The sequence below is a fragment of the Nocardioides sp. Z22_16 genome, assembly GCF_058134365.1.
Genome location: NZ_JBYTTI010000001.1, coordinates 504,454 through 527,370 on the forward strand (window position 1 = coordinate 504,454; position 22,917 = coordinate 527,370).

The 22,917-nt window shown below is 73.8% G+C and carries 23 protein-coding genes; 4 read left to right on the plus strand and 19 right to left on the minus strand.

Annotation, left to right across the window (positions count from 1 at the left end; genetic code table 11):
- Positions 1-6 precede the first annotated feature (6 nt).
- The 13 genes from AC3X7R_RS02390 to AC3X7R_RS02450 all read right to left on the minus strand — a co-directional run bounded on the left by AC3X7R_RS02390 (position 7) and on the right by AC3X7R_RS02450 (position 14,648).
- On the minus strand, positions 7-861 hold the full coding sequence (locus tag AC3X7R_RS02390; protein WP_489963952.1) for an enoyl-CoA hydratase-related protein: 855 nt from the start codon (positions 859-861) through the stop codon (positions 7-9).
- Positions 858-2,636 (minus strand): AMP-dependent synthetase/ligase, encoded by a 1,779-nt coding sequence (locus AC3X7R_RS02395; protein WP_489963953.1) that lies wholly within the window; start codon positions 2,634-2,636, stop codon positions 858-860. Before AC3X7R_RS02395 ends, AC3X7R_RS02390 begins: the two co-directional genes overlap by 4 nt.
- A 57-nt stretch (positions 2,637-2,693) precedes the next feature.
- A complete protein-coding gene (locus AC3X7R_RS02400) occupies positions 2,694-4,019 on the minus strand; it encodes an MFS transporter (protein ID WP_489963954.1) in 1,326 nt (441 codons plus the stop codon).
- 56 nt (positions 4,020-4,075) lie between these two features.
- Positions 4,076-5,086 carry a TIGR03557 family F420-dependent LLM class oxidoreductase gene (locus AC3X7R_RS02405; protein WP_489963955.1) on the minus strand — a complete coding sequence of 337 codons (1,011 nt, stop codon included), beginning with the start codon at positions 5,084-5,086 and terminating at the stop codon, positions 4,076-4,078.
- 48 nt (positions 5,087-5,134) lie between these two features.
- Positions 5,135-5,983, minus strand: a complete 849-nt coding sequence (locus AC3X7R_RS02410) for an ABC transporter ATP-binding protein (RefSeq protein ID WP_489963956.1) — start codon at positions 5,981-5,983, stop codon at positions 5,135-5,137.
- Positions 5,980-7,074 carry a putative F420-0 ABC transporter permease subunit gene (locus tag AC3X7R_RS02415; RefSeq protein ID WP_489963957.1) on the minus strand — a complete coding sequence of 365 codons (1,095 nt, stop codon included), beginning with the start codon at positions 7,072-7,074 and terminating at the stop codon, positions 5,980-5,982. The genes AC3X7R_RS02410 and AC3X7R_RS02415 overlap by 4 nt, the downstream gene beginning before the upstream one ends.
- Entirely contained in the window at positions 7,071-8,117 is a 1,047-nt protein-coding gene (locus AC3X7R_RS02420; RefSeq protein ID WP_489963958.1) for a putative F420-0 ABC transporter substrate-binding protein, read from the minus strand. The genes AC3X7R_RS02415 and AC3X7R_RS02420 overlap by 4 nt, the downstream gene beginning before the upstream one ends.
- A 184-nt stretch (positions 8,118-8,301) precedes the next feature.
- A complete protein-coding gene (locus AC3X7R_RS02425) occupies positions 8,302-8,964 on the minus strand; it encodes a nitroreductase (RefSeq protein WP_489963959.1) in 663 nt (220 codons plus the stop codon).
- A gap of 25 nt (positions 8,965-8,989) precedes the next feature.
- Positions 8,990-10,666 (minus strand): hypothetical protein, encoded by a 1,677-nt coding sequence (locus tag AC3X7R_RS02430; RefSeq protein WP_489963960.1) that lies wholly within the window; start codon positions 10,664-10,666, stop codon positions 8,990-8,992.
- Positions 10,663-11,679, minus strand: coding sequence for a hypothetical protein (locus AC3X7R_RS02435; protein WP_489963961.1), 1,017 nt, complete (start codon positions 11,677-11,679; stop codon positions 10,663-10,665). The genes AC3X7R_RS02430 and AC3X7R_RS02435 overlap by 4 nt, the downstream gene beginning before the upstream one ends.
- 59 nt (positions 11,680-11,738) lie before the next feature.
- Positions 11,739-13,040 (minus strand): TRAP transporter large permease, encoded by a 1,302-nt coding sequence (locus tag AC3X7R_RS02440; RefSeq protein WP_489963962.1) that lies wholly within the window; start codon positions 13,038-13,040, stop codon positions 11,739-11,741.
- On the minus strand, positions 13,037-13,624 hold the full coding sequence (locus AC3X7R_RS02445; RefSeq protein WP_489963963.1) for a TRAP transporter small permease: 588 nt from the start codon (positions 13,622-13,624) through the stop codon (positions 13,037-13,039). The genes AC3X7R_RS02440 and AC3X7R_RS02445 overlap by 4 nt, the downstream gene beginning before the upstream one ends.
- Before the next feature lies 1 nt (position 13,625).
- Positions 13,626-14,648, minus strand: coding sequence for a TRAP transporter substrate-binding protein (locus tag AC3X7R_RS02450; protein WP_489963964.1), 1,023 nt, complete (start codon positions 14,646-14,648; stop codon positions 13,626-13,628).
- An 81-nt stretch (positions 14,649-14,729) separates the two neighbouring features.
- Here AC3X7R_RS02450 and AC3X7R_RS02455 point away from each other — a divergent pair, with 81 nt between their 5' ends.
- Complete coding sequence (locus tag AC3X7R_RS02455; RefSeq protein WP_489963965.1) at positions 14,730-15,536, plus strand: helical backbone metal receptor; 807 nt, start codon at positions 14,730-14,732, stop codon at positions 15,534-15,536.
- Between the two features lie 50 nt (positions 15,537-15,586).
- Complete coding sequence (locus AC3X7R_RS02460; protein ID WP_489963966.1) at positions 15,587-17,290, plus strand: DUF8094 domain-containing protein; 1,704 nt, start codon at positions 15,587-15,589, stop codon at positions 17,288-17,290.
- 68 nt (positions 17,291-17,358) lie between these two features.
- Here AC3X7R_RS02460 and AC3X7R_RS02465 read toward each other — a convergent pair whose 3' ends face one another.
- The 4 genes from AC3X7R_RS02465 to AC3X7R_RS02480 are packed head-to-tail and all read right to left on the minus strand — an operon-like array spanning position 17,359 to position 20,340.
- Entirely contained in the window at positions 17,359-18,054 is a 696-nt protein-coding gene (locus AC3X7R_RS02465) for a dihydrofolate reductase family protein (RefSeq protein WP_489963967.1), read from the minus strand.
- Complete coding sequence (locus tag AC3X7R_RS02470) at positions 18,036-18,542, minus strand: class III extradiol ring-cleavage dioxygenase family protein (RefSeq protein WP_489963968.1); 507 nt, start codon at positions 18,540-18,542, stop codon at positions 18,036-18,038. The genes AC3X7R_RS02465 and AC3X7R_RS02470 overlap by 19 nt, the downstream gene beginning before the upstream one ends.
- Positions 18,539-19,399: a dihydropteroate synthase gene (gene folP / locus AC3X7R_RS02475; protein WP_489963969.1), complete on the minus strand. Its 861-nt coding sequence runs from the start codon at positions 19,397-19,399 to the stop codon at positions 18,539-18,541. The genes AC3X7R_RS02470 and folP overlap by 4 nt, the downstream gene beginning before the upstream one ends.
- Positions 19,399-20,340: a glucosyl-3-phosphoglycerate synthase gene (locus AC3X7R_RS02480; RefSeq protein WP_489963970.1), complete on the minus strand. Its 942-nt coding sequence runs from the start codon at positions 20,338-20,340 to the stop codon at positions 19,399-19,401. Before AC3X7R_RS02480 ends, folP begins: the two co-directional genes overlap by 1 nt.
- A 50-nt stretch (positions 20,341-20,390) precedes the next feature.
- Between AC3X7R_RS02480 and AC3X7R_RS02485 the strand changes: the two genes are divergently transcribed.
- Both AC3X7R_RS02485 and AC3X7R_RS02490 read left to right on the plus strand, forming a co-directional pair.
- Complete coding sequence (locus tag AC3X7R_RS02485) at positions 20,391-20,774, plus strand: DUF202 domain-containing protein (RefSeq protein ID WP_489963971.1); 384 nt, start codon at positions 20,391-20,393, stop codon at positions 20,772-20,774.
- Positions 20,771-21,100, plus strand: a complete 330-nt coding sequence (locus AC3X7R_RS02490; protein ID WP_489963972.1) for a YidH family protein — start codon at positions 20,771-20,773, stop codon at positions 21,098-21,100. The genes AC3X7R_RS02485 and AC3X7R_RS02490 overlap by 4 nt, the downstream gene beginning before the upstream one ends.
- Before the next feature lie 12 nt (positions 21,101-21,112).
- Here the strand turns inward: AC3X7R_RS02490 and AC3X7R_RS02495 are convergent, their stop codons facing one another.
- Together AC3X7R_RS02495 and AC3X7R_RS02500 are read right to left on the minus strand one after the other, a co-directional pair.
- The gene (locus AC3X7R_RS02495; protein ID WP_489963973.1) at positions 21,113-21,652 is read right to left on the minus strand and encodes a nuclear transport factor 2 family protein; all 540 of its coding nucleotides are present in this window, start codon (positions 21,650-21,652) and stop codon (positions 21,113-21,115) included.
- On the minus strand, positions 21,649-22,878 hold the full coding sequence (locus tag AC3X7R_RS02500; RefSeq protein WP_489963974.1) for a cytochrome P450: 1,230 nt from the start codon (positions 22,876-22,878) through the stop codon (positions 21,649-21,651). Before AC3X7R_RS02500 ends, AC3X7R_RS02495 begins: the two co-directional genes overlap by 4 nt.
- Positions 22,879-22,917 lie beyond the last annotated feature (39 nt).

A 22,917-nucleotide genomic window follows, 5' to 3' on the forward strand; every position in this document is an offset into this window, starting at 1 on the left:
TGGCGCTCAGGGCGCCGGGGGGATGAGGTCGAGCGGCGGCTCGTCGCCGAGTCGCCCCGCCGGGATCGGCAGGTAGGCGGGCCGGTCGTCCCGGCCGAGCGTCGCGCCGACGGTGACGAAGTCCCGGCCGCTGAGCGTGCGCTTGGTGATCTCGTCGGCGTCGTCGAGCGCCTCCCAGATCGTCGACTCCTGGGCCCGCTGGGCCTGCCACTTGATCAGGCCCATCGAGACGGCCGAGCTGTTCTCGACCAGTCCCCGGGCGTAGGCGACGGCGGCGGGGAGGAGCTGGTCGGGCTCGTGCAGCTGGTCGACCATCCCGAGCGCGTGCGCCTCCGTCCCGTCGATCACCCGTGAGGTGAGGAGCAGGTCGAGGGCCGTGGAGTGGCCGACCAGCCGGGGCAGCAGCCAGGCGAGCCCCTGCTCGGCCACCAGGCCGCGGCGCGCGAAGCCGGTGCCGAACTTGGCCGCGGGGGTCGAGAACCGCAGGTCGCAGGCGAGCGCGAAGACCAGGCCGATGCCGGCGCAGGCGCCGTTGACGACGCCGATCACCGGCTTGGGGATGGTGCGGGCGACCAGGAACTCCCGCCCCGGCATCTCGACCTTCTCCTCGCCCTGGCCCAGGGAGTCGAGCACCTCCAGGTCGGCGCCGGCGCAGAAGCCCCGGCCCGCTCCGGTCAGCAGCACGACGCGGACGTCCTCGCGCTCCCCCGCCTCGCGGAGCCGCGCGGGCAGGCCCTCGCGCATCGCGCCGTCCATCGCGTTGAGCCGCTCGGGGCGGTGGAGGGTGACCGTGGCGACGCCGTCCTCGACGGTGAGCCTGACCGCCTCGGCGGCCGCGGACGAGAGGGTGGGCGCGCTCATGCGTAGAGCTCCTCGATCACGTCGCTGTAGAGCGAGGCGATCTCGCTCCGGCGCATCTTCGACGTCGGGGTCAGCTCGCGTCCTGGGAGCCACTCGCCCGGCACGATGTGGAACCGCTTCACCTGCTCGGGCCGGTTGAGCCGGCTGTTGCCCGCCTCCACGCCCGCGGCCACCTGAGCCCTGATCTTCTCGTTGCGGGCGAGCGCGGCCAGCGAGGTGTCGGCGATCCCCTCCTGCCGCGCCCACTCGGTGACGTACTCGGCGTCCAGCACGATCAGGGCGACGGTGAAGGGGCGCGCGTCGCCGACGCAGCAGACCTGGCCGATGAACGGGCTGGCCGACAGCAGCGCGGACTCCACGGTCACCGGGGCGATGTTCTTGCCCGAGGAGCTGATGATGATCTCCTTCTTGCGCCCGATCACCCGCAGGTAGCCGTCCTCGTCGAGGGTGCCGAGGTCGCCGGAGTGCAGCCACCCCTCGGAGTCGACCGCCCGGGCGGTCGCCTCGGGGAGGTTGAGGTAGCCGACCATCACCGCGGGGCCGCGGAGCAGGATCTCCCCGTCGTCGGCGATCCGCAGCTCCATGTTGCGGCTGACCTGCCCGACGGTGCCGATCCGGATGCTCCCGGGGTAGGACGCCGTGCCCGAGGCACCGCTCTCGCTGAGCCCGTACGCCTCGCCCATCGGGATGCCGATGGCGTGGTAGAAGCCCATCAGCGGGCCCGGGTTGGGCGCGGTGGCGACCACGGCCACGGTGAGCTCGTCGAGACCCACGGAGCGCTTCCACGGCATGAAGAGCTCGTCGCGGGCCCGGACGGAGGAGTCCATCAGGTCGTCGGGGACGGGATCGCCGGCCTGCTCGAGCTCGACCCGGCGTTCGCTGTCGGCGAGCCCGCGCTCGACCTCGGCCCGCGCGGCCGGCTCCAGCCCCAGCACCCAGGCGTCGAAGGAGGCTCGCAGCTTCTCGAAGATCCGCGGCGGCGCGAAGAAGTAGTGGGGGTGGATGACCTCCAGGGCGGCGATGACCTGGCGCGGGTCGTCGACCGTGACGATCTCCCAGCCCTGGACGAGGGCGATCACGTAGCCGCCCAGGCGCTCGCCGACGTGGGCGGACGGCAGCCAGGAGACGACCGTGGACCCCTCGGGGATCCGCTGGGCGTCGAGGGTGGCCTCCGCGGTGGTGAGGAAGTTGCGGTGGCTGATCATCACGCCCTTGGGCAGCCCGGTGGTGCCGCTGGTGTAGATCAGGGTCAGGAGGTCGTCCGCCCCGGGGCGCGCGACCTGGCTGACGTCGGTGCCCCGCCCTGCCTCGACCACGCTCTCCAGCGTCGTCCAGCCGGGCCGCAGCTCGCCCTCGAGCTGGATCCGGTGGGAGGGCAGGTCGATCGCCTCGAGGCTGCCCATGAGGGCGGGTTCGGCGATCACGGCCTTGGCCTGCGAGTCGCGCAGGGCGTGCGCCTGCTGCTCGGGGGACGACGTGGCGTAGAGCGAGAACGGGACGACGCCGAGCCGCACCAGCGCCAGGTCGAGGGGGTAGAACTCGGGGCGGTTGCGCAGCAGCAGGGCGGCGGTGTCGCCGCGCCGCAGGCCCAGCGCGTGGAACGCGGCGGCCAGCTCGTCGACCTTGGTCGCGAGCTCGCTCCAGGTCCAGCGGATCCGTCCGTCGTGGCTGCGTACGGCGGTCTGGTCGCGCCGCATCTCGACCATCCGGTCGAAGGCGTCCGTCAGCGTCTCGGGAAGAGGGAGAAGGCGAAACTCGTCGTGGGCGGGGCTCATGCCGAGACGATAACCAATCAACTGGTTGGTAGGCAATGGCTCTCGCGACCCAGGAGGTCAGGCCGCCGCGGCGCGCTCCCGGCGTACCTCCGGCATGATCGCCAGGATCCCGAGCAGCGGCAGCACCGCCAGCACCAGGAGGCTGCCCGGGATGCCGAGCACCTCCCCCAGCCCGGCGACGATGGCCGACCCGACGCTGCCCCCGACCAGGAAGACGAGGGTGGCGACGCCCAGCGCCGCGCCCCGCACGTCGGACTCGACCGCGTCGCCGACGACGGCGATCATCGCCGGCTGGCCGAGGCCGAAGGCGATGGTCGTCAGCACGACGGCGACGGCGACCGCCACCGGCCACACCTCGGCGGTGGCCAGCGCGGAGACCAGCATCGAGCCGGCGGCCACCACGGCGGCGATCACCAGGGTCTGGGGTCCGCCCCGCCGGGTCAGCAGCCAGGAGGTCAGCCGCGGGAGGAGGAGAGCGGCCACCGCGCTCGGCACCAGCAGCAGGCCGACCTTCCAGGCCGCCCAGCCGTCATCGACGAGGGCGGCCGGGACGCCGACCAGCATCGCGAACCAGGAGGCGGGCATCGCCGAGGCCGCCAGCGCCGAGCGCACCACGGTGCCGTTGCGGATCACCGAGGCGGGCAGGAAGCCGTGCGGGTGCCGGCGCACCCGGCGGGCGACCAGCGGGGCGCCGAGCACCAGCAGAGCGACGCCGATCCCCGCCACGACCAGGCCCGTGGAGGGCGACTGCACCACCATCACCAGCCCGGCGGAGGTGCCGGCGACCAGCACCGCGCCGACCACGTCGAGGCGAGCGCCCGACCCTCCCCCGGCGATGGTGCGCCAGATGAGCGGGAGCACCAGCACGCCGAGGATCGGCAGCGCCATCACGCTGCGCCACCCGAAGGCGTGCTCGACCACCCCGCCCGCCAGCGGGCCTAGACAGCTGAGGCCGGCGGCCACCGCGGCGAGACGGCCCAGCGCCAGGCCGCGCACCTCCCCGTCGTACCGGGCGCTGAGCACCGTCACCCCGAGCGTGGGGACGGCCGCCGCACCGGCCCCCTGGAGGATGCGCATGACGAGCAGCAGCTCGAAGGAGGTCGCGGCCGCGGCCCCCAGCGCGCCGAGCGTCATCAGGCCGACCCCCGCCAGCAGCGGGATCCGCACGCCCACCAGGTCGGAGACGCGGCCGTAGATCGGGGTGGCCACGGCCAGCAGCAGCACGTAGCCGCTGATCGTCCAGGCGGCGACCCCGACGGAGGTGTCGAACTCGGCCGCGACCGCCGGCAGCGCGATCGCCGCCGAGGAGGAGCCCATGCCCGCGAGCCCGAAGAGCAGCCCCAGGAGCAGCGAGACGCGCCTGGCGTCCTGGGTCGGGGTCATGACCAGCCGCAACCCCCGCCGGTCCCGCTTGATTCCCCCACCCGCCCACGGGCGCGCTATCCGGCCAGCGCGGGCAGCACCTTCTCGCCGAAGGTCTGCACGAAGGCGGCCTGGTTGGGGCCGACGTTGTGCACGAAGACCCGGTCGTAGCCGAGGTCGAGGTAGGTGCGGATCTCGGCGACGTGGTCGGCCGGGTCCGCGCTCACCGGGAGGCGGCCCTCAAAGTCCTCCGGGCGCACCAGCCGGGCGATCTGCTCCACCACGTGCGGCGAGCGCAGATCGCCGCGGGCGAACCGCATCGCGGCCATCGGGTAGCGGTCGGCGACGTGCTGCACGGCCGCCTCGCGGGTCGTCGCCCAGCTCAGGTTGAGGTGGAGCCACGCCGGCATCGTGGCCGGGTCCTTGCCGCCCTCCCGGGCGCCCTCACGGAACCGCTCCAGCAGCAGGCCCGCCTGCTGGGGGCGCACCGCGACCGCCAGCAGCCCGTCGGCGCTGCGCCCGGCCCGGCGGGCGGTCTGCGGCCCGGAGGTGGCCACCAGCACGGCCGGCGCCTGCTCCGGCATGGTCCACAGCCGGGAGTTCTCCATCTGGAAGTGGGCCCCGTCGTAGCGGACCTCGCGCCCGGCCGACGACCCGGCATAGAGCCGCTTCACCAGCTCGACGGCCTCGAAGAGCCGCGCGATCCGCTGGGGCGCCTCGGGCCAGTAGCCGCCGACGACGTGCTCGTGCAGCGCCTCGCCGACGCCGAGCGAGACCCAGTGGCGGCTGGGGTGCAGGGCCGCCAGCGTGGCCGACGCCTGCGCCAGGGCGGCGGGATGCATCCGTCCCCCGGAGGCGGCCATGCCGACCCCGAAGTCGCCGGTGGTGTGCTCGGCCAGCGCCCCGAGCAGGGTCCAGGCGTGCGGCGCCTGCCCGAGGCTGGGCAGCCAGGGCTGGAACGTGTCGGCCACCATCGTGCCGGAGAAGCCCGCGTGCTCGGCCAGCACGCTGAGCTCGACCGCCTCCCGGGGGGTCACCGCGTCGACAGGTACGACGTACCCGACGCGTCCTTGCGCCCGTGCCTGCACGCTGCCTCCTGCCTCGACGCCCCTGCCGCGCGTCAGTCTAGGTTCCGGCTAGGCCGGGGTCGGCGCGTGCACCTGTCGGGAGAAGGCGATCAGGGGGCGACCGGTCCTGGGATGGGCGACCACGTCGGCCACCACGCCGTAGGTCTGGGCGATCAGCTCGGGCGTGAGCACGTCGCCGACCGCACCGACGGCCCGCACCCGCCCCTGGGCCACCACGACGACGTGGTCGCAGTGCGCCGCGGCCAGGTTGAGGTCGTGCAGGGCGGCCATCACCGTGATGCCCGTCCCGGCGATCTCGCGCAGCAGGGCCAGGGTGTCGAGCTGGGCGCGGACGTCGAGGTGGTTGGTGGGCTCGTCGAGGAGCAGCAGGCGGGGCTCCTGGGCGAGCGCCCGGGCGAGCTGGACCCGCTGCTGCTCACCGCCGGAGAGCGTCGCCAGCGACCGGTCGGCGAGGTGCTCGGCACCGACCCGCGCCAGGGCGGCGTCGACGACCGCGGCGTCGCCGGCGGCGACCGCCCAGGGCGACTCGTGCGGGATCCGGCCCAGCGCGACGACCTGGCGGACGGTCAGCGAGAACTCCGCGCGGGCGTCCTGCTCGACCAGCGCCACCACCCGGGCCCGCTCGCGGCGCCGCAGGGCCAGCAGGTCGACCCCGTCGAGGACGACGCGCGCGGGCAGGCCGCCCTGGGCAGCACCGGGCAGCCGGTCGGAGGTGGCGGTGCCGGCCACCAGGCGCAGCAGGCTCGACTTCCCGGCCCCGTTGGGTCCGACCAGGGCCACCAGCCCGCCGCCGGGCACCGCGAAGGAGGCGTCCTCGAGCAGCACCTGGCGGCCGACGACCCGCGAGAGCCCCTGGACACCGAGGCCGCCGGGAGGGACCGAGGCGCTGCCGCTCATGCCCGCCCCCGGTGGGAGAGCAGGACCATCACGAAGACCGGTGCCCCGACCAGCACGGTGATGATGCCGACCGGCACCTCGCGCGGGTCGAAGAGCGTGCGGGCCACGGTGTCGACCCAGACCATGAAGATGGCGCCGGTCAGCACGCTGAGCGGCAGCAGCCGCCGGTGGCGGGAGCCGACCACCAGCCGGACGGCGTTGGGCAGGACGAGCCCCACGAAGCCGATGGCGCCGCTCACCGAGACCATCGCGCCGGTGAGCAGGGCGGAGCCGGCGAGCAGCAGCCAGCGGGTCCGGCCGGTGTCGATCCCGAGCGCGGCGGCGGCGGTGTCGCCGAAGGCGAAGGCGTCCAGCACCCGGCCCTGCAGCACGACGGGGATCCCGATGAGGAGCAGCACCGACCAGGAGATGGCCACCGCCGCCCAGTCGGCGCCGGCCAGCGACCCGAGCATCCAGTTGAGCACCTCGCGGAAGGAGTCGCCGTCGGCGTTCCAGAAGACCAGCATCGAGGTGACCGCGCCGGCGAACGAGGAGACCGCGAGCCCGGCGAGCACGGTCCGGCTCGGGGTGATCTCGCCCAGGGAGCGGGCGAGCCCCAGGGTGGCGGCCAGCGCGACCAGCGCGCCCACGAAGGCGGCGAGCGGAAGCATCACCGAGAGGCCGAGCAGCAGCACCAGCACGGCACCGGTGGAGGCGCCGGAGGAGAGGCCGAGCAGGAAGGGGTCGGCCAGCGGGTTGCGGGTCAGGGCCTGCATCACCGCGCCGCTGAGCGCCAGCCCCGCTCCCACGGCGGCGGCGGTCAGCACCCGGGGCAGCCGGAGCTCCCAGACGATGCCGGCCCGCAGGGCGGTGACCTCGGTGTCGCCCAGGCCGAGGGCGTCGAGCCCGAGCCGCTGCGCGATCACCCCCCACACCTCGCGCACGCCGAGGTCGGCGGGGCCGATGGTGACCGCCCAGCTGATCGAGCCCGCCAGCACGACGAGGAGCACCGGCAGCCAGAGCAGCCAGGGCTCCGGCCGGCGGCGCCGGCGGGCGGGGGCGACCGGGGCGGGGGCGTCCCCGGCCCGGCGAGCCTGCTCGGCGACCGTCACGGCGCCTGCTCCGAGGCGGCCAGCAGCCCGAGGTCGTCGAGCTGCCGGGCCAGCTCGGTGGCGGCGGGCACCGAGCGGACGCCGGCCTCGGCGGCGGGGAACGGCACGGTGAGGTAGCGCCGGTGCCGGACGGCGGTGAGGCCGCGGGTGGCGGCGTCCGACTCCAGCGCGGCGATCTTGTCCTCCGCACGGTTCCACTCCGCGTCGACCAGGACGATCACGTCGGGGTCGGCGTCGACGACCGACTCCCAGCCCAGCGAGGTCCAGGTCTGGTCGACGTCGGCCACCACGTTCTCCATGCCGACCGCCTCCATCACCATCTGGGGGGCGCCGATCCCGCCGCCCACGAAGGGGGTGTCGGTGCCCGAGGACCACCAGAGCGCGGTGGTGCCCTCCTGCACCTGGGGCACCTCCGACAGCTCGGCCCGCTGCTCGGCGACCAGCTCCGCCGCGGCGTCCGGCACCCCGAGGATCCGGCCCATCTCCTCGAACTGGTCGAAGAGCAGGTCGTAGGTCATCGGGTCGGGGCGGTGCTCGGGCGCCGTGCAGGCCGCCGGCGAGACGTAGGTGTCGACCCCCAGCCGGGCGAGCGTCTCCCGCTCGCCGGCGGTGTCCCCGGCGAGGTTGCTCTCCCAGCCGGCCAGCACCAGGTCGGGCTCCTGCTCGAGCACCACCTCCTGGCTGGGGGCCTGGTCGGAGAGGGTGGTGATCGAGGCGGCCTGGTCGGCCCACTGCTCGGGCACCGGCCCGTCCTGGAAGGCGTGCGCGACGATCCGGTCGGCCGCGCCCAGGGCGAGGAGGAGCTCGGTCGAGGTCGACTTGATGGTGACGACGCGCTCGGGGGCGTGGTCGAAGGTCACCTCGGTGCCGCAGTTGTCGACCGCGACCGGGTAGCCGGCCGCCGCGGCCGCGCCCGCCGGCGGGGCGTCCGACCGGGCGTCGGGCTGGTCGTCCTGGCCGCAGCCGGCGAGAGCCAGCACGGGGCTCAGCACGAGGACGGCGGGAGCGAGGCGCGCGGCGAGCTGCCGTGGGCGACGGGACATGCGGGGACCTCCGGGTCTGGGCGTGACGGGGGAAGGCCGCGGGCAGTCACCGCGGACGATCCGTCGCCCCAATCCGGGTCCGACTCCCCGGCCTGGACAGACGGCCGAGTGATCGAGGACACCTTAACCCGCGCCTCGCCCCGCGCCGGGAGGCGGGCGGGAGACGGGCGGCGGGTGTGCGCCGTCAGTCGCGCACGTGGACCACGACGTCGCCGACCGGCGCCCGCGAGGTGCGGAACCGGTTGGCGGGGTGGTCGGCGTCGGCGTACCCCAGCGCGACCGCGCAGACGACCAGTCGGTCCTCGGCCAGGTCGAGGAAGTCGCGCACCTTGTCGGCGTACATCGCGATCGCCGCCTGCGCCACCGAGGCCACCCCCAGCGCGGTGGCGGCGTTGGTCAGCGTGGCGACGTAGCCGCCGCAGTCGATGGCGCCGTAGGTGCCCTGCTCGCGGTCGGTGGTGATCACCGCGACGTGCGGGGCCCCGAAGAAGGTGTAGTTGAGCAGCGCCTGGGCGCCGCGCGCGAGCTTGTCGTCCCGGGCCACCCCGACGGCCTCGTAGAGCGCGAAGCCGGACTCGCGGCGCCGCTCGGCGTAGACGCCCGAGTAGCGGCCGGGCATCTCCAGGTCGGGGCTCTGCGGCTGGGAGAGCACGTGGTCGGTGAGCTCGGCGGAGAGCCGCTTGATCGCCGGCCCGGAGACCAGGTGCACCTGCCAGGGCTGGGTGTTGCACCACGACGGCGTGTGCTGCGCCAGCTCGAAGAGGCGGCCGAGGGTCTCCTCGGCCACCTCCTCGCCGCGGAAGGCGCGGCAGCTGTGGCGGGCGGCGAGGACGTCGGCGAACTCCATGCCGCCGATCCTCTCAAGGACCCGGTCAGTTCGGGGTGAGCCCGCGCATCCCCCTGTTGACCGCCTGGTCGGCGCGCTCGTAGTCGGTCGCGCTGGAGCGCAACAGCTCGGCGGCCGCGGCGACGGCGCGCGCGCCGGTGCGGGAGCTGTCGGCGGCAGCTCCGATCAGCCGGACCACCGCCCTGGCGGTGGGGCCGGCCCCCGGCACCTCGCCGAGCAGGTGCCCGGGCACCTGGACGCCGTCGAGCTCGGCCCCGATCGCCTTCAGGTCGCTGGCGGGTGCGCCGTGCTCACCGGCGGCGGTGCGCAGCGTGTCGGGCTCGACCTCGAACTCCTCGCCGGCACCACCCAGGCCGAGCTCGGAGAGCGGCGTGCGCGTCATGTAGGGGTTGCCCCACAGCTCCTGGTCCTCCTTCCACCAGAGCATGCCGGTGCTCTTGTTGGCGTGGTCGAACTCCTCGGCACCCGACTCGTAGGTGACGACCAGCTGACCGTCCACCTCGACGACGCCCTGGGACATGCTGGGCAGGTCGTAGGGGTCCCCGTAGGAGCCGTCGAAGCCGCCGACGTAGAGCTGGCTGTTCTCCTCGTGCCGCCCCGAGGAGGCGCTGTAGACGATCTCGTCGTCACGGACCACGACGCCCTGGACGTTGGGCGGGGTGTCGATCGTGTCCACCTTCACCCAGTCGCCGCCGGACCTCTCGTAGACGTAGAGCTTGTCCTGCTCGTGGTGGCCGAGGTAGAGGCGGCCGTCCTTGATCGCCGAGTAGGAGCCGCCGGAGACCCCGCTCTGGGTCGACGAGGCCGGCACCGTCCCGCCGTCCTTGGCGCCTCGGATCGCCTCCAGCGAGTAGGTGAAGAGCTTGCCGTTGTCGGCGACGTACACCTTGTCGCCGTCGACGGTCACCCCACCGGCGTGCGTGGGCTGGTCCCCGTCGCGCGGGACCCCGTTCGCGTCCAGCGGTCCCCCGAGCTTGACCGAGCCCATCTCTTGCCCGGTCACCTCGTCGATGACGGACAGGTAGGACTCCAGCCCCTTCCCGTCGGGCCCCTTGACGTAGTAGCCCTGCATCAGGGTCCCGGACTCCGGGTCGTAGCCGAGCCCCTGCGGGATCCAGCCCCGGGAGTCGCCGTTGGCACCGATGTGCGGGATCCGGGGCCCGAGGCCGCTGTCGTTGCCCTCCAGCCACTCCTGGTTCTTCGCCAGGCCGTCCTCGACCCACTTCCGGGTCTCCTCGTCGAGCTCGTCGAGGGTCACCTCGTCGCCGGTCAGCACCGCCCGGATGCCCGCGAGCTGCTGGTTGTAGGACTTCCCGACGTCGATCAGGCGCGCGTTGACCAGCCGGGCGAAGAGCTCCTCGACGACCGGCGGCCAGCCGGCGGGCCGGTTGCGCCAGCAGCCGATGTAGTGCTCGGCGTTCGTCTCGGCGGTCTCGTAGGCGCCGGTCGCCGCGTCCAGGGCCCAGTGGGCGCGGACGACTGCGGAGCGGGTCACCGAGAGGCCCCGCTGCAGGCCGTTCGCGCGGAGGTGGAACGAGGACGCCGCCGGTCCCGACCACACCGGGACCTCCTGGGCGTGGGTGAGGTCCTCGTCCACGCCGGCGATGTCGTGGATCACGCCTTCCAACGTGGCGAGCCTCGTCCTCAGGGCGGCTCCGTCGCCCGAGACGATCCTGCGGTACTCGATCTCCGGGTTGGTCATCCGTCCACTCCTCCCAGGTCGACAGCCGTGAACGCCGTCGCGCCGACGGGCAGCACGACCTTGCGGCCGGTGGAGTCCGGCCACGTCGTGCACGCTCCAGACGGCACGACGCACGTCATCAGCGTCGCCGCGTCGCCGGGCGCCATCCGCTTCCCGGTGCCGGGACCGGTGACGACCATGCCGACCACGGTCTCCTCGTCCGCCCACCAGGAGAGCCACCAGCGCGGCTCGTCGACGGAGAGGGCGACCTCCTCGCCCTCCGGGCCGACCACCCGGTCCGGCCCGGCGTCGGGCTTCTCGATCGACCAGTGCCCGTCGGGGCTCACCAGCGGGTCGGACCCCCCTCGCACGTCGTCCTCGCCCGCCGGGCGTCCCTTCCCGGTGGCGAGGTCGTAGACGAAGTCCCCCTCGGAGGCGGCCACGTGGACCTCGTCGTCGGTGATCCACCAGACCTGGACCTCCGCCTCGAGCAGCTGGTCGACCGGGTCCTCGGCCTCGGGCTCCATGCCGTCGGAGGAGGTCCATGCCTCCCCGCGGGCCAGGTCGAAGAACCGCAGTGCGGCCTCGCCCGTGTCGTAGTCGGCCTCGAGGACGACGAGCGTGTCACCGTCCGGCGACGCCGCCAGGGCGTCGTCCGCGACCTTGAGACCGGTGTCGACCGGCTCCCCGCCGGGGGCGACGAAGAACAGGTCGCCGCCGGAGAACTGCAGGGAGTCGTCCTCACCCTCGCCGGGGACGAAGAAGACCCCGTCGCCGGCGACGACGAAGGCCAGCACCGGGTCGCCGGTCTCGACGGTGGTGCCGTCGCCCAGGGTCACGGTGGAGCCGGTCGCCCAGGCGAACCCCCCGGTCTCCACCGGGTCGGTGCTGGTCCGCCACGGGGCCTCAGGGTCGTCGGCCGCTCCGCCGTCGTCCCCGCAGCCGCCCAGCGCCAGGACCAGCGCGAGGACCAGCGCCGGCACCGCGGCACGCGCCCGCAGACGCGTGCCGCGCGCCCTCCCCCGTGTGCTCACACCTGCACGATCCCACCGCGGGGGCCATCTCAAACCTCAGCGCGCCGGGGCCGCCCCGGTCAGCCCCCGCGACCCGGCAGCCAGAGCACGATCTCGGGGAAGACCGTCAGCACCCCGACCGCTCCGAGCATGATCAGCACGTAGGGGAACGCACCGCGGAAGATCACCCCGAGCGGCTCCTTCGAGACCCCCTGCAGGATGAAGAGGTTGACCCCCACCGGCGGTGTGATCAGCCCGATCTCGATCAGGATCACCATCACGATGGCGAACCAGACCAGGTCGACCTCATAGAGCTGGAGCAGCGGGAAGAGGATCGGCATGGTCAGCAGCATCATCGAGATGCCTTCCATGAAGAGCCCCAGGAAGAGGAAGAGCACGTAGACCAGGAGCAGGAAGACGGTCTTGTTGGGCGCCAGGTCGGTGATCACCGAGGCCAGCTCCCGCGCGCCGCCGGTGATGGCCAGGGCGTAGGAGAGCATGTGCGCACCCACGATGATCAGCATGATCATGGCGGTCACCTCGGCGGTGCGCCGCAGGATCTCCCAGAGCCTGGCGAACGAGAGCTTGCGCATGGCGGCGGCGATCAGGAGCGCTCCCACGGCGCCGAGCGCGGAGGCCTCGGTGACCGTGACGTAGCCCGCGTAGATCCCGCCCAGGACCACCACGATCAGGATGCCGAGCGGCACCAGGTCGCGCAGGGCTCCGAGGCGATCGCTCCAGGTGACCTCGCCGACGGCCTCGGCCTCCGGGTCCACGGGGATCGGGTTGCGCCGGTGCGCCACCGCGACGTGGACCATGAAGGCGAGGAGCATCAGGAGGCCGGGCACGATGGCCGCCGCGAAGAGGTCGACCACCGAGACGGAGACCAGCGCCGCGTAGAGGATCAACGGGATGCTGGGCGGGATGAGGATGCCGAGCGTGCCGCCGCCGGCCAGCGACCCGACGCTGAGCCGCGTGGAGTAGTTGCGCCGCCGCAGCTCGGGGTAGGCCACCTCCGAGATCGTCGCCGCGGTGGCGACGCTGTTGCCGGCGATGGCGCTGAAGACGCCCGAGGCGACGATGTTGGTCTGCAGGAGCCCACCCGGGGCCTTCTCCAGCCACAGCGCCAGGGCGCGGTAGAAGTCGGCGCTGATGCCCGTGCGGAGCACCACCTGCCCCATCAGCAGGAAGAGTGGGACGGCGGTCAGGACCGGGTTGTCGATGCCGTTCCACGCCGCGTAGGCGAAGCCGCCGAAGGGCGCGCCGCCCTCGTGGCTCAGCACGGCGAGGAAGGCGGCGAGGCCGAGGGCCGCACCCACCCACACGCCCGCCAGGAGCAGGATCAGGGTCGCCGCCAGCAGGACGATCGTCGCGAGGCTCACAGGACCTCCTCCACGTCGGTCGCCGGGTGCTCGTTGCGGACGAACTGGCCCGCGGCCACGACCGCCTGCCGCACCGTCTCGAGTGCCAGCACCGCGAAGCCGAGCACCGTGAAGCTCTGCACGATCCACAGCGGGGTCCGCGCGATGGTGACCGAGACGGTGCCGTTGTCATAGGAGTTCATCGCCAGCACCCCGAGGTGGTAGCCGAGCACGGAGGTGAAGACCAGCAGGGCCAGGCACGAGAGCAGCTGGAGCAGCGCCTCGGGCCGCGGCCCGAACCGCCGGCCCAGCCACTGGAGCAGGATCGTCAGCCGGACGTGCTGGCCGGAGCGCAGCGCCCCGGCCAGACCGAGGAACGAGAGGATGACGAGGCCGTAGGCGCTGTACTCGTCGGCGACCAGCGTGGACCGACCCCAGAACGTGCGGTAGGCGATCTCCACCACCATGATCCCGAGGACGCCGACCAGGGCCAGCGCGGCCAGCACGTCGGCGGTCCGGCCGATCACGTCGACCACCCGCCCGGCCCACCCGGCCGGACCGGTCTGCGGAGGCGGCGCCGCAGGTGCGGCGTCCGGCTCGGTCATCTCAGTTCTCGCCGAGGGCGGTGCGGATGTCGGCGAGGAGCGCCTCGGCGTCCGGCCCGCGGTCCGCGGCCCACTCGTCGTACTTCGGGCTCAGGGCGTCGACGATCTCGGCGAGCTCCGCCTCGTCGGGCTCGACGATGTTGGTCCCGGCGTCCTCGACCGCCTGCCAGAACTCGTCCTCGCCTGAGCCGATCTGCACCTCCATGAGCCGCTCGGTGGCGCTGGCGCCCGCGGTGCGCAGGACCTCCTGGTCCTCCGCGCTCAGGCCCTTCCAGATGTCGGCGCGGATCCCGAAGAAGTCGTAGATGTAGCCGGCGTCGGTCTTGACGACCGACTTCGCGAGCTCGGGCAGGCTCGACCCGACGGCGTGGGAGACCGACGTCCAGGCGCCCTCGATCACGCCGCGCTGGATGGAGGAGTTGACCTCGGCGGCCGGCATCGTCACCGGCTCCATCCCCATCTCCGTGCTCGCCGTGGAGAAGGAGGTGTTGAAGACCCGCACCTTCGCGCCCTCCGCGTCGGTGATCCCGGAGACGGAGTCGTCGGCCAGCCAGAGCTCCTGCGGCGGCCACACGTACTCGCCGAGCCGGATCATGTTGTGCTTCTGCTCCAGGACCGGGTCGAAGTGCTCGTTGATCACCGGGCGGACCGCGTCGAGGTCCTCCTCGCTGCCGAGCAGGAACGGGAAGCTGGGCACGTCGAAGAGCGGCTCGTCGCCGCCGACGGAGCCGGTCGTGGCGAGGGTGGCGTCCATCAGGTTGGAGCGCATCGTGTCCAGCGCCTCGTCCTGGGTGTACGGGACCTCGCCGGCGGGGCGGAGGACGAACGTGAGGCGGCCGTCGGTCTTCTCCTCGACCTCGTCGGCGAAGGCCTGGAGCTCGAGGTTGACCGGGTGGTCGAGACCGACGTGGGTGTACATGTCGAAGCTCTGGGTGCCACTGTCGTCGTCGGAGCCGCCGCAGGCTGCGGCGCCTGCCAGGACCATCGCGGTGAGGAGACCGAGGGCGGGGCGCTTGGCGATCATGCGGGAGACTCCGATGTGAGTGAGGTAACAAGCAGTTAATGCTTCCTATCATGCGCATAGTCTTCTGAACAGGGGTGTCTCGTGACCGGCTCCCCCACCACCGACCCCGCCGAGGCGCCCCGGGACGACCTCGGCGTCGAGGTCGCCCTGCCCGCCGTCGTACGCCGGGTGGTCAGCCTGGTCCCCTCCCTCACCGAGGCGATCGCCTCGGTCGACGGGGACGCCTTGGTCGGCGTCACCGACTGGTGCACCCGCCCCGAGGGGCTCGACGCCCTTCGGATCCGGGGCACCAAGAACCCCGACACGAAGGCGATCGCCGCCCTCGCCCCCGACCTGGTCGTGGCCAACAAGGAGGAGAACCGCGAGCTCGACGTACGCCGGCTCCGGGCCGTCGGGATCAGCGTCTGGGTGACCGAGATCGAGACCGTGCCGCAAGCCATCGGCTCGATGGAGCGGCTCTTCGACGACGCCCTGGGCTGGGAGCGCCCGGAGTGGCTCGCCGAGGCCGGTGACCTGTGGTGCGGCGACCCGCTGCCGCCGCGGGCCCGCACGGTGACCGCGATCTGGCGCGACCCGTGGATGGCGGTCGGGCGCGACACCTTCACCGGCGACCTGCTGGCCCGGGCTGGGCTGCCCAACGTCCTGGCGGGGCACGCCGACCGCTACCCCACGCTGCCCGTCGAGGAGCTCGACGGCGCCGGCGCCGACCTGGTGCTGCTCCCCGACGAGCCCTACGCCTTCACCGCCGACGACGGTCCGGAGGCGTTCGCGCGCACCCCCACCGAGCTCGTCGAGGGGCGCCTGCTCACCTGGTACGGGCCGTCGCTGGTCGAGGCGCACGCGGTGCTGTCCCGGATCGCGGCGGCACGCCCCGGCAAGGGGGGCTGACTCCGCTAGCCTGCCCGGCACCGCCACGGCCGTTCCAGGGGGGAGACGCCATGCTGCGAGACCGCCCTCGGCCGTCTTGGCTCTCACGCCGGTCCTGGCCGCGCCGGCTCCCCCGTCCGCGCCTGGCCGCCCTGCGTCACCGCGGCGTCCTGGTGCTCGGGGTGCTGCTCGTCGTGGCGGGTGGGGCGGGCGCCGTGGCCCACGGCCCCGACGACACCCTGATGCTCGGGGAGCAGACACAGTCGGCGGCCACCGCGGGCCTGCCGTCGGTGGTGCGTCCCGTCTCGACCGCGGTGGGCGGCGCCGCGCTGGTGGTCCGGGCGCAGGCGCCGGGCGGCGTCTTCCTGGGGGCCGCCGACCGCCTCGACGTGAGCGACCTCGTCGAGGGCGTGAGCCACGTCCAGGTCGACTCCCTCGGCTGGCGCGAGGGCTCCTTCGCCGACGGCGTGCCGGCGCTGCTGCGACCCGAGCGCCTGGTCGGCTGGCGCGAGCGCGCGGAGGGCGACGGGGTCCAGGAGGTCCAGATCGACCTGCACGGCCGGCCGATCGACCTGCTGGCCGTGCCGACGCGACCCGGCGCGGCGGTCACCATGTCGTTCGGCGTGCACGTGTCGGGGATCTTCACCAAGACGCTGCTCAATGTGGCCCTGGGCCTGGTCCTGATCGTCGCGTGGGTGGTGGCCGGGCGCAGCCGCCGTCGCGTCGCCGTCGCCCCGCCGGCCCAGGGAGTCGCCGCGCCCGCTCCTGCACCGGTCCCTGAACCTGTCCCTGAACCAGTCCCTGCGCCGGTCCCGGTGCCGGCCAGACCGGTGCCGGCCACACCGGTGCCGGTCCGTCCCCCCGCTCGCCCGGGCGTCGGCGCGGGGGTCGCGGTCGGCGCGGCAACGATCGCCCTGGGCTGGTGGGCGCGGCGGCGACGCCGGCGTACGACGTTCCTGCTGCTGCTGGCGCTCCTGCTCAGCGGCTGCGGTCTGGCCGCCGGCGACGACCAGTCCGGCGAGAAGCCCGGCCTGGAGCCGGCCGCGGTCGCCGAGGCGCTCGACGACTACGCCGTGCGGCGGACCCGGGCGGCGCGCCGCTCGCGCGCTCCCCGCTCCGACGACACCGCCTGGCCCCTGGCCCAGGCCGGTCCCCTGCTGGCCGCCTCCGAGTGGCGCGCCGCCGTGCAGCGCCTCACCAGCGAGGAGCCGCGGGTGCGCCGGCCCGTCCTGATCGGGGAGCAGGTGCACGCCCCGCTCTTCCGCGACTACCCGCTGTGGGCCGCGGTGGTGGTCAAGGAGAAGGGCGTGGGCCGGTCGCTGGTGGTCTTCACCCGTGACGCCTTCGTGGAGCCCTGGCGGGCCACCGCCGCAGTCGACGTCACCCGCGACACGGTCCCGGAGCCGCAGCCGGAGCCCCGCGACCTCTCCGGCTCGGCGCTCGAGGAGGCCGCGGCCACCAGCGACCTGATCGGCGTCTGGTGGCAGGAGGGCACGGCCGACCGCCTGGTCGTCGACCGCGCGACCAGCCGGCTGCGCGAAGAGCTCGTCCCGGGCTTCCTGCCCCCGACGGTCGTGGAGTGGCCGGAGCCGAACGAGCAGAGCCACGTGGTCGAGGTCCGTGGCGGTCACCGGATCCTGGTCACCGTCCACCAGCTCACCTTCGGCAACGAGACCCACGCGCTGACCACGCTGGCGCTGCTGCGCACCGGCGCCCACCCGCGGGTGCTGGCCACCACCGCCCTGCGGATCAGGGGCTGGGCCGACCTGCTCTGACCCCGCGGCGGGAACTGGTGGGCTAGTGCAGCCAGACGCCTCCTGGCGCGCATCGTTCCACCAGTTCGCTAGCGGCGGACGAGCCAGCGACCCAGCAGGGTGCCGTCCTCCTCGAGCAGCAGCGTGGGCTCGAGCGGGACGTCGACGGCCGCGCCGGCGGTGATCCCCAGGTGCGTCCCGGCGATCAGCCGAGGCACCACGGTGAGGCAGAGCTCGTCGGCGACCCCGACGGCCATCATGTCGCGGAGCAGCTGCGGCCCGCCCTCGCTGAGGACGTCGGTCCAGCCGCGCTCGGCCAGCCGCTCCTTGAGCAGCACCAGGTCGACGGTCCCGGGCGCGGCCTCGGCGTCGAGGCACCACACGTGCTCCTCGCCGAGCAGGTCGCGCGCCTCGTCGAGGTGGGGGGCGCCCGTGGTGGTGGCCAGCAGGACCCGGCCAGGGTCGGCGCCGCGCAGCGTCTCCGGCACGCTCCCCGAGCGGGTCACCACGACGATGGGGAGCTGGGCCGGTCCGTAGCCCTCGGCCCGCGCCGTCCCGGCGCCGACGACCAGGCAGTCGGCCATCCGGCGCAGCGCCCGGAAGACCCGCTTGTCGACGGCGTTGTTGATGCCGCCGCTGCGGCCGTCCTCGCCCTGGGCGGCGCCGTCGACGGTGGCGACCATGTTGACCCGCAGCCACGGTCGGCTCGGGGCGGCATAGAGGGTGGCGAGCTGCTCGTCGTCCACCTCGCCGGAGACGGGACCCATCAGGACGCGCACTGCCACCTCACCACCCAGTACTGGACTCCGTAGGGGTCTGCATCGAGGTCCACCTGGACCTCCCCGACCGAGACCCCGCGCTCGGTCAGCTGGCGGGCCAACAGGCTCAGCGACCGCAGCCCCGAGGCCAGCAGCTCCTCGCCCTCGTCGACGTCGAGGGAGGCGAGGCCGGCCAGGTCGCCGAGGCGCAGCAGCTGCCGCAGCCAGTCGTCGTAGCCGGCCGCCCGCGGGTCGAGGTGACCCGGCGCCCGCTCGGAGCGCCGAGCCGAGCCGTTGGCCATCACCAGCAGGTCCTCGCCGTCGAAGTCGCTGCGCCGGCCGAGCAGCGCCTCCCCGATCCGCGCCGCCTCGCCGTCGTCGGCGAGGACCCGCACCGAGGGGCCGAGCCAGTCGACGGCGGCGGCGCAGGCGGCGCGCAGGTCGGCGACCGGGTCGACCAGCGAGGCGTACGCCGGCAGCAGCGCCGGCGTCGGAGGCGCGATCACGATCCTCATGCCAGCCCCCGGATCGCCCGGGCGGGCGGCCGGCGCCCCGCGATGGACCACACCATGTCGACCGTCTGCCGGGTCTCCACGACCTCGTGCACCCGATAGATCCGGGCACCAGCGAGGGCGCTGACCGCGGTGGCGGCCAGGGTGCCGACCAGCCGCTCCCCCACCGGGAGGTCGAGGGTCTCGCCGACGAAGTCCTTGTTGGAGAGGGAGACCAGCACCGGCCAGCCGGTCTCGACCATCTCGCCCAGCCGCCGGGTCACCTCCAGGGAGTGGAAGGTGTTCTTCCCGAAGTCGTGGGCCGGGTCGATGATGATCGACTCCCGCGCCACCCCGGCGGCCAGGGCTCGGCGGGCGTAGGCGGTGGTGTCGGCGATCGCGGCGGTGACCACGTCGGCGTACTCCAACCGGTGCGGACGGGTGCGTACCCGTATCCCCCCGGTGTGGGTGCAGACCAGGGCGGCGCCGTGGGCGGCGGCGACGTCGACGAGCTCGGGGTCGGCCCCGCCCCAGGCGTCGTTGAGCAGGTCGGCGCCCGCCTCGCAGACGGCGTCGCCCACCGAGGCCCGCCAGGTGTCGACCGAGATCACCACCTCGGGGAACGCCTCCCGGACCCGGGCGACGAAGTCGACGACCCGCGCCTTCTCCTCGGCCTCGCCGATCTCGGCGCCGGGGGCGGCCTTGATGCCGCCGATGTCGACGATCTCGGCGCCCTGGGAGACGACCAGCTCGACCCGGGCGAAGGCGGCGTCCTCACCCCAGGTGGCGCCCTTGTCGTAGAACGAGTCGGGGGTGCGGTTGACGATCGCCATCATCAGGGTGGCGTCGTCGTCGAAGCAGCGTGAGCGGAGCCTCAGCATCAGGCCTCCCCCGCTTCCGCCAGCAGCGGCCCGGCGGGCGGGCGCTGGTCGACCGGCACCCGCGAGACCTGGGGGCGTACGCCGTCGCCTGCCGCCGCCGGCAGGAACTGGGTCAGCGCGATCGCGTCGGCGTGGTGGCTGTGGCTGGAGCGCGCCCAGCCGGCGGTGAGGATCTGGGTGGCCATCGCGCCGAGGTCGAGCAGCGGCTGCTGGTGGTGGGCGCGGCGGCCGAGGTCGACCTGGGCGAGGGCGTCGAGGCCGGCGCCGCGCCAGGTGTCGATCAGCGCAGCCAGCTCGACGGCGTACCCGGTGGGCACCTCGAGACTGGCGAAGTGGTCGCGGCGCACCGCCCACTCCCCGGCCAGCGGCTGGACCAGCCCGGCCAGCGGCGGGAAGAGGAGGGCGATCAGCGGGCGGGCGACCAGCTCGGTGACCCGGCCGCCCTCGAAGGGTCCGCCGGCCTCGCCGCCGCCGGGCCGCTGGTAGAAGCCCTTGACCAGCTGCACCGTGGGGTCGGTGAGCAGCGGGCCGAGCAGGCCGGGCACGAAGTGGGTGTCCCAGTCGGTGAGGTCGGCGTCCATGAAGACCAGCACGTCGCCGGAGGTGACGAAGAGCGACTTCCACATCGCCTCCCCCTTGCCGGGGCGGCTGCCGAGGTCGGGGCGGATCTCGGCGCTGCGGTGCACCACGGCACCGGCGCCGGTGGCCACCTCGTAGGTCGCGTCGGTGGAGTCGGAGTCGACCACCACGATCTCGTCGACCAGGGCGGCGGTCTCCATCAGCACCTCGCGGCACCGGGTCACCACGTCGCCGACGGTGGCGGCCTCGTTGCGGGCCGGGACGACGAGGCTGACGCGGGTGGTGCCCTTGGCGGCCCGCAGCTCGGGGAGGGACCAGTCCTGCCAACGGTGGGTGTGCCGCGCGAACCAGTCCTCGATCACGGCGTCAGCCTACGCAGCCGTCCCTCGCAGCCCGCGACAACCTGGCCCCGGTGGGTGACACTGGAGCGATGGACACCAAGCGGCCGCCCTGGCCCCGGTGGGTCTACGGACCCGGCCAGGACCCGCCCTACCAGTCGACCCTCTCCAACGAGCGGACCTTCCTGACCTGGGTCCGCACCGCGCTCGCGCTGCTCGCCGCGGGGATGGCGCTCGACGTGGTCGACCTGTCGGTCTCCCGCACGGTGCAGACCGCGATGGCCCTGGCGCTGGTCGTCCTCGCGCTCGTCTGCGCCGTGGTCAGCTGGGTGCGCTGGGGGACGACGGAGCGGGCGATGCGCCGCAACGAGGCGATCCCCTCGATGGGGTTCGCGGTGGTCTTCGTCCTGGTGATCCTCGGCATCGGGGTCGTGATGGCCGTGTCCTGGCTGTGGTGAGCGACCCGCCCCCCGGCGAGCCGGACCCCCGGGACCCCGGGGGGTCCGAGGCGCGCGACGTGATGACCTGGCAGCGCACCACGCTGGGCCTGGTCGCCGTCGCCGTGGCGTCCGCCCGCCACACCTGGTCGACCCTGGGGCTCTACGCGCTGCTGCCGATGGGCGTGGTGCTGCTCTTCTCGGCCTGGGTGCTGGGCGAGGGGTGGCACCGCTACGACGAGGACCAGGAGGGCCTCGAGCGCCCCGACGGCGGACCCACCCTCGCGCTCTCGGCCGTCGTCGCCCTGATCGCCGCCCTCGAGGTCGTCTACCTGCTCAAGGCCTGACGCCGGCCGTGCTCACTCGCCCGCCTGCTGGAACCGCTCCCAGCTGGGGAGCAGCTCGGGCAGCGGCGCGGCCTTCGGCTCCGTGCCCGGCCACCGCACCCGCAGCGGGTCGAGGCGGCCGGCCAGCTCGCGCAGCGGCATCGCGTAGAAGGCCAGCACCTGGCGGGAGCGGAAGCGCCAGCGACCCTCGTCGCGGACGTAGCGGTCGTGGTAGCGGAAGCCGGTCACGAACATCTCGTGGTCGATCTCCATCTCGGCGCTGGAGAGCACGGTGCCGCGTGCGGCGTCCTGCTCCAGCTCGTCGAGCACCAGCGTGTGCGGGATGTGGAGGGTGACGCCGTAGGACCTGAGCCGCTCGCCGTAGTAGCGCATCGCGGCGTCGCGGCCCACGGAGTGACCGGCGACGGAGTCGAACTCGAAGTCGGTGGCGAAGCAGGCGGCGAGGGCCTCCATGTCGCGGTCGTCGCAGGCGTTGCCGTAGCGCGCCAGCAGCTCCTCGATGGCGATCCTGTCCTCGATTCGGCGCACCCGCTCGAGCAGCTCCTCGCTCATGCGAAGACCTCCGCGGCGGCGTGCAGCACGACCGGCAGCGACGGCGGGCAGCGCAGCATGAACCCCTCGTCGGGCGGCAGCTCGCCGGCCGGCTCGATCCGGGCGACCCGGCTGCCGAGCTCGCGCAGCGCGTGGCGCATCTCGGTCTGGGCCAGCCGGGCGCCGACGCAGTAGTGGCTGCCGGCGCCGAAGGGGAGGATCTCCCCGGCCGCGGTGAACTGCTTGCTCCCCTGGCCGACGTAGCGGTCGATCCGGAAGGTCTCGGGGTCGTCGAAGACCTCCGGGTCGCGGTTGGCCGAGACCAGCAGCAGGCAGACCCGCTCCCCCTCGGGCACCAGGGTGTCGCCGATGGTGACGTCGGCGACGGTGCGGCGCATCAGGCCGTTGACGGGCGGGAAGTAGCGCAGCGCCTCCGCGGAGAGGGCGGCGACGGCGTCCTCGTCGTCGAGGCGCTCGCGCAGCCACTCCCAGACGGCCGGGTCGGTCGCGACGTGGCGCAGCATGCTGGCGAGCACCCGCTCGGTGGTCTCGACGCCGGCGACGAGCAGGAAGACCACCGAGGAGACGATCTCGGAGAGGGGCAGCGGCTTCCCGTCGTACTCGGCGGTGGCGAGCGAGGAGACGAGGTCGGTGCCGGGCTCGCGGCGGCGCTGCTCGACGTACGGCGCGAGGAACTGCTCGAGCTCGTCGCGGGCGGCCAGGGCGCGCGTCCTCGCCTCGGGGTTGTTGACGCTGGCGACGCCGCCGGAGCCGACCGCGCGGTACCAGCGCTCGAACGACTCCTCGTGGCCCAGGTCGGTCATCTCGGTGATGGCCAGCAGCGGGATCCACATCGCGAACTCGCGGCGCAGCTCGATCGGCGACCCCAGGGTGAGCGCCTCCGCGGTGCGCACGGCGATGTCGTGGACGCGGTCGTCGAGGCCGTCGCGCAGGGCGTTGCGGCTGCGGATCCGGTTGGCCACGACACCAACCTTCTTGGCGTGCTCGTGCCCCTCCATGTGCAGGTAGGTCCGGCCGTACGGCGGGGCGCCGGGACCGCTCTGCACCGCCCGGAAGCTCTCGGCGTCGCGCAGCACCCCGCGCACGTCGTGGTAGCGGCTGACCACCCAGGCCCCCAGGGTGGTGCTGAAGAAGACGGGGCTCTCCTCGCGGAGCCGCGCGAAGACGGCCGCCCGGTCGACGTCGGGGTCGTCGGCGACCACCCGGTCGAACTCTTGTTCCAGCACGGTCTCTGTCTCCTCGGGGCTGTCTGGGCTGTCAGGGGC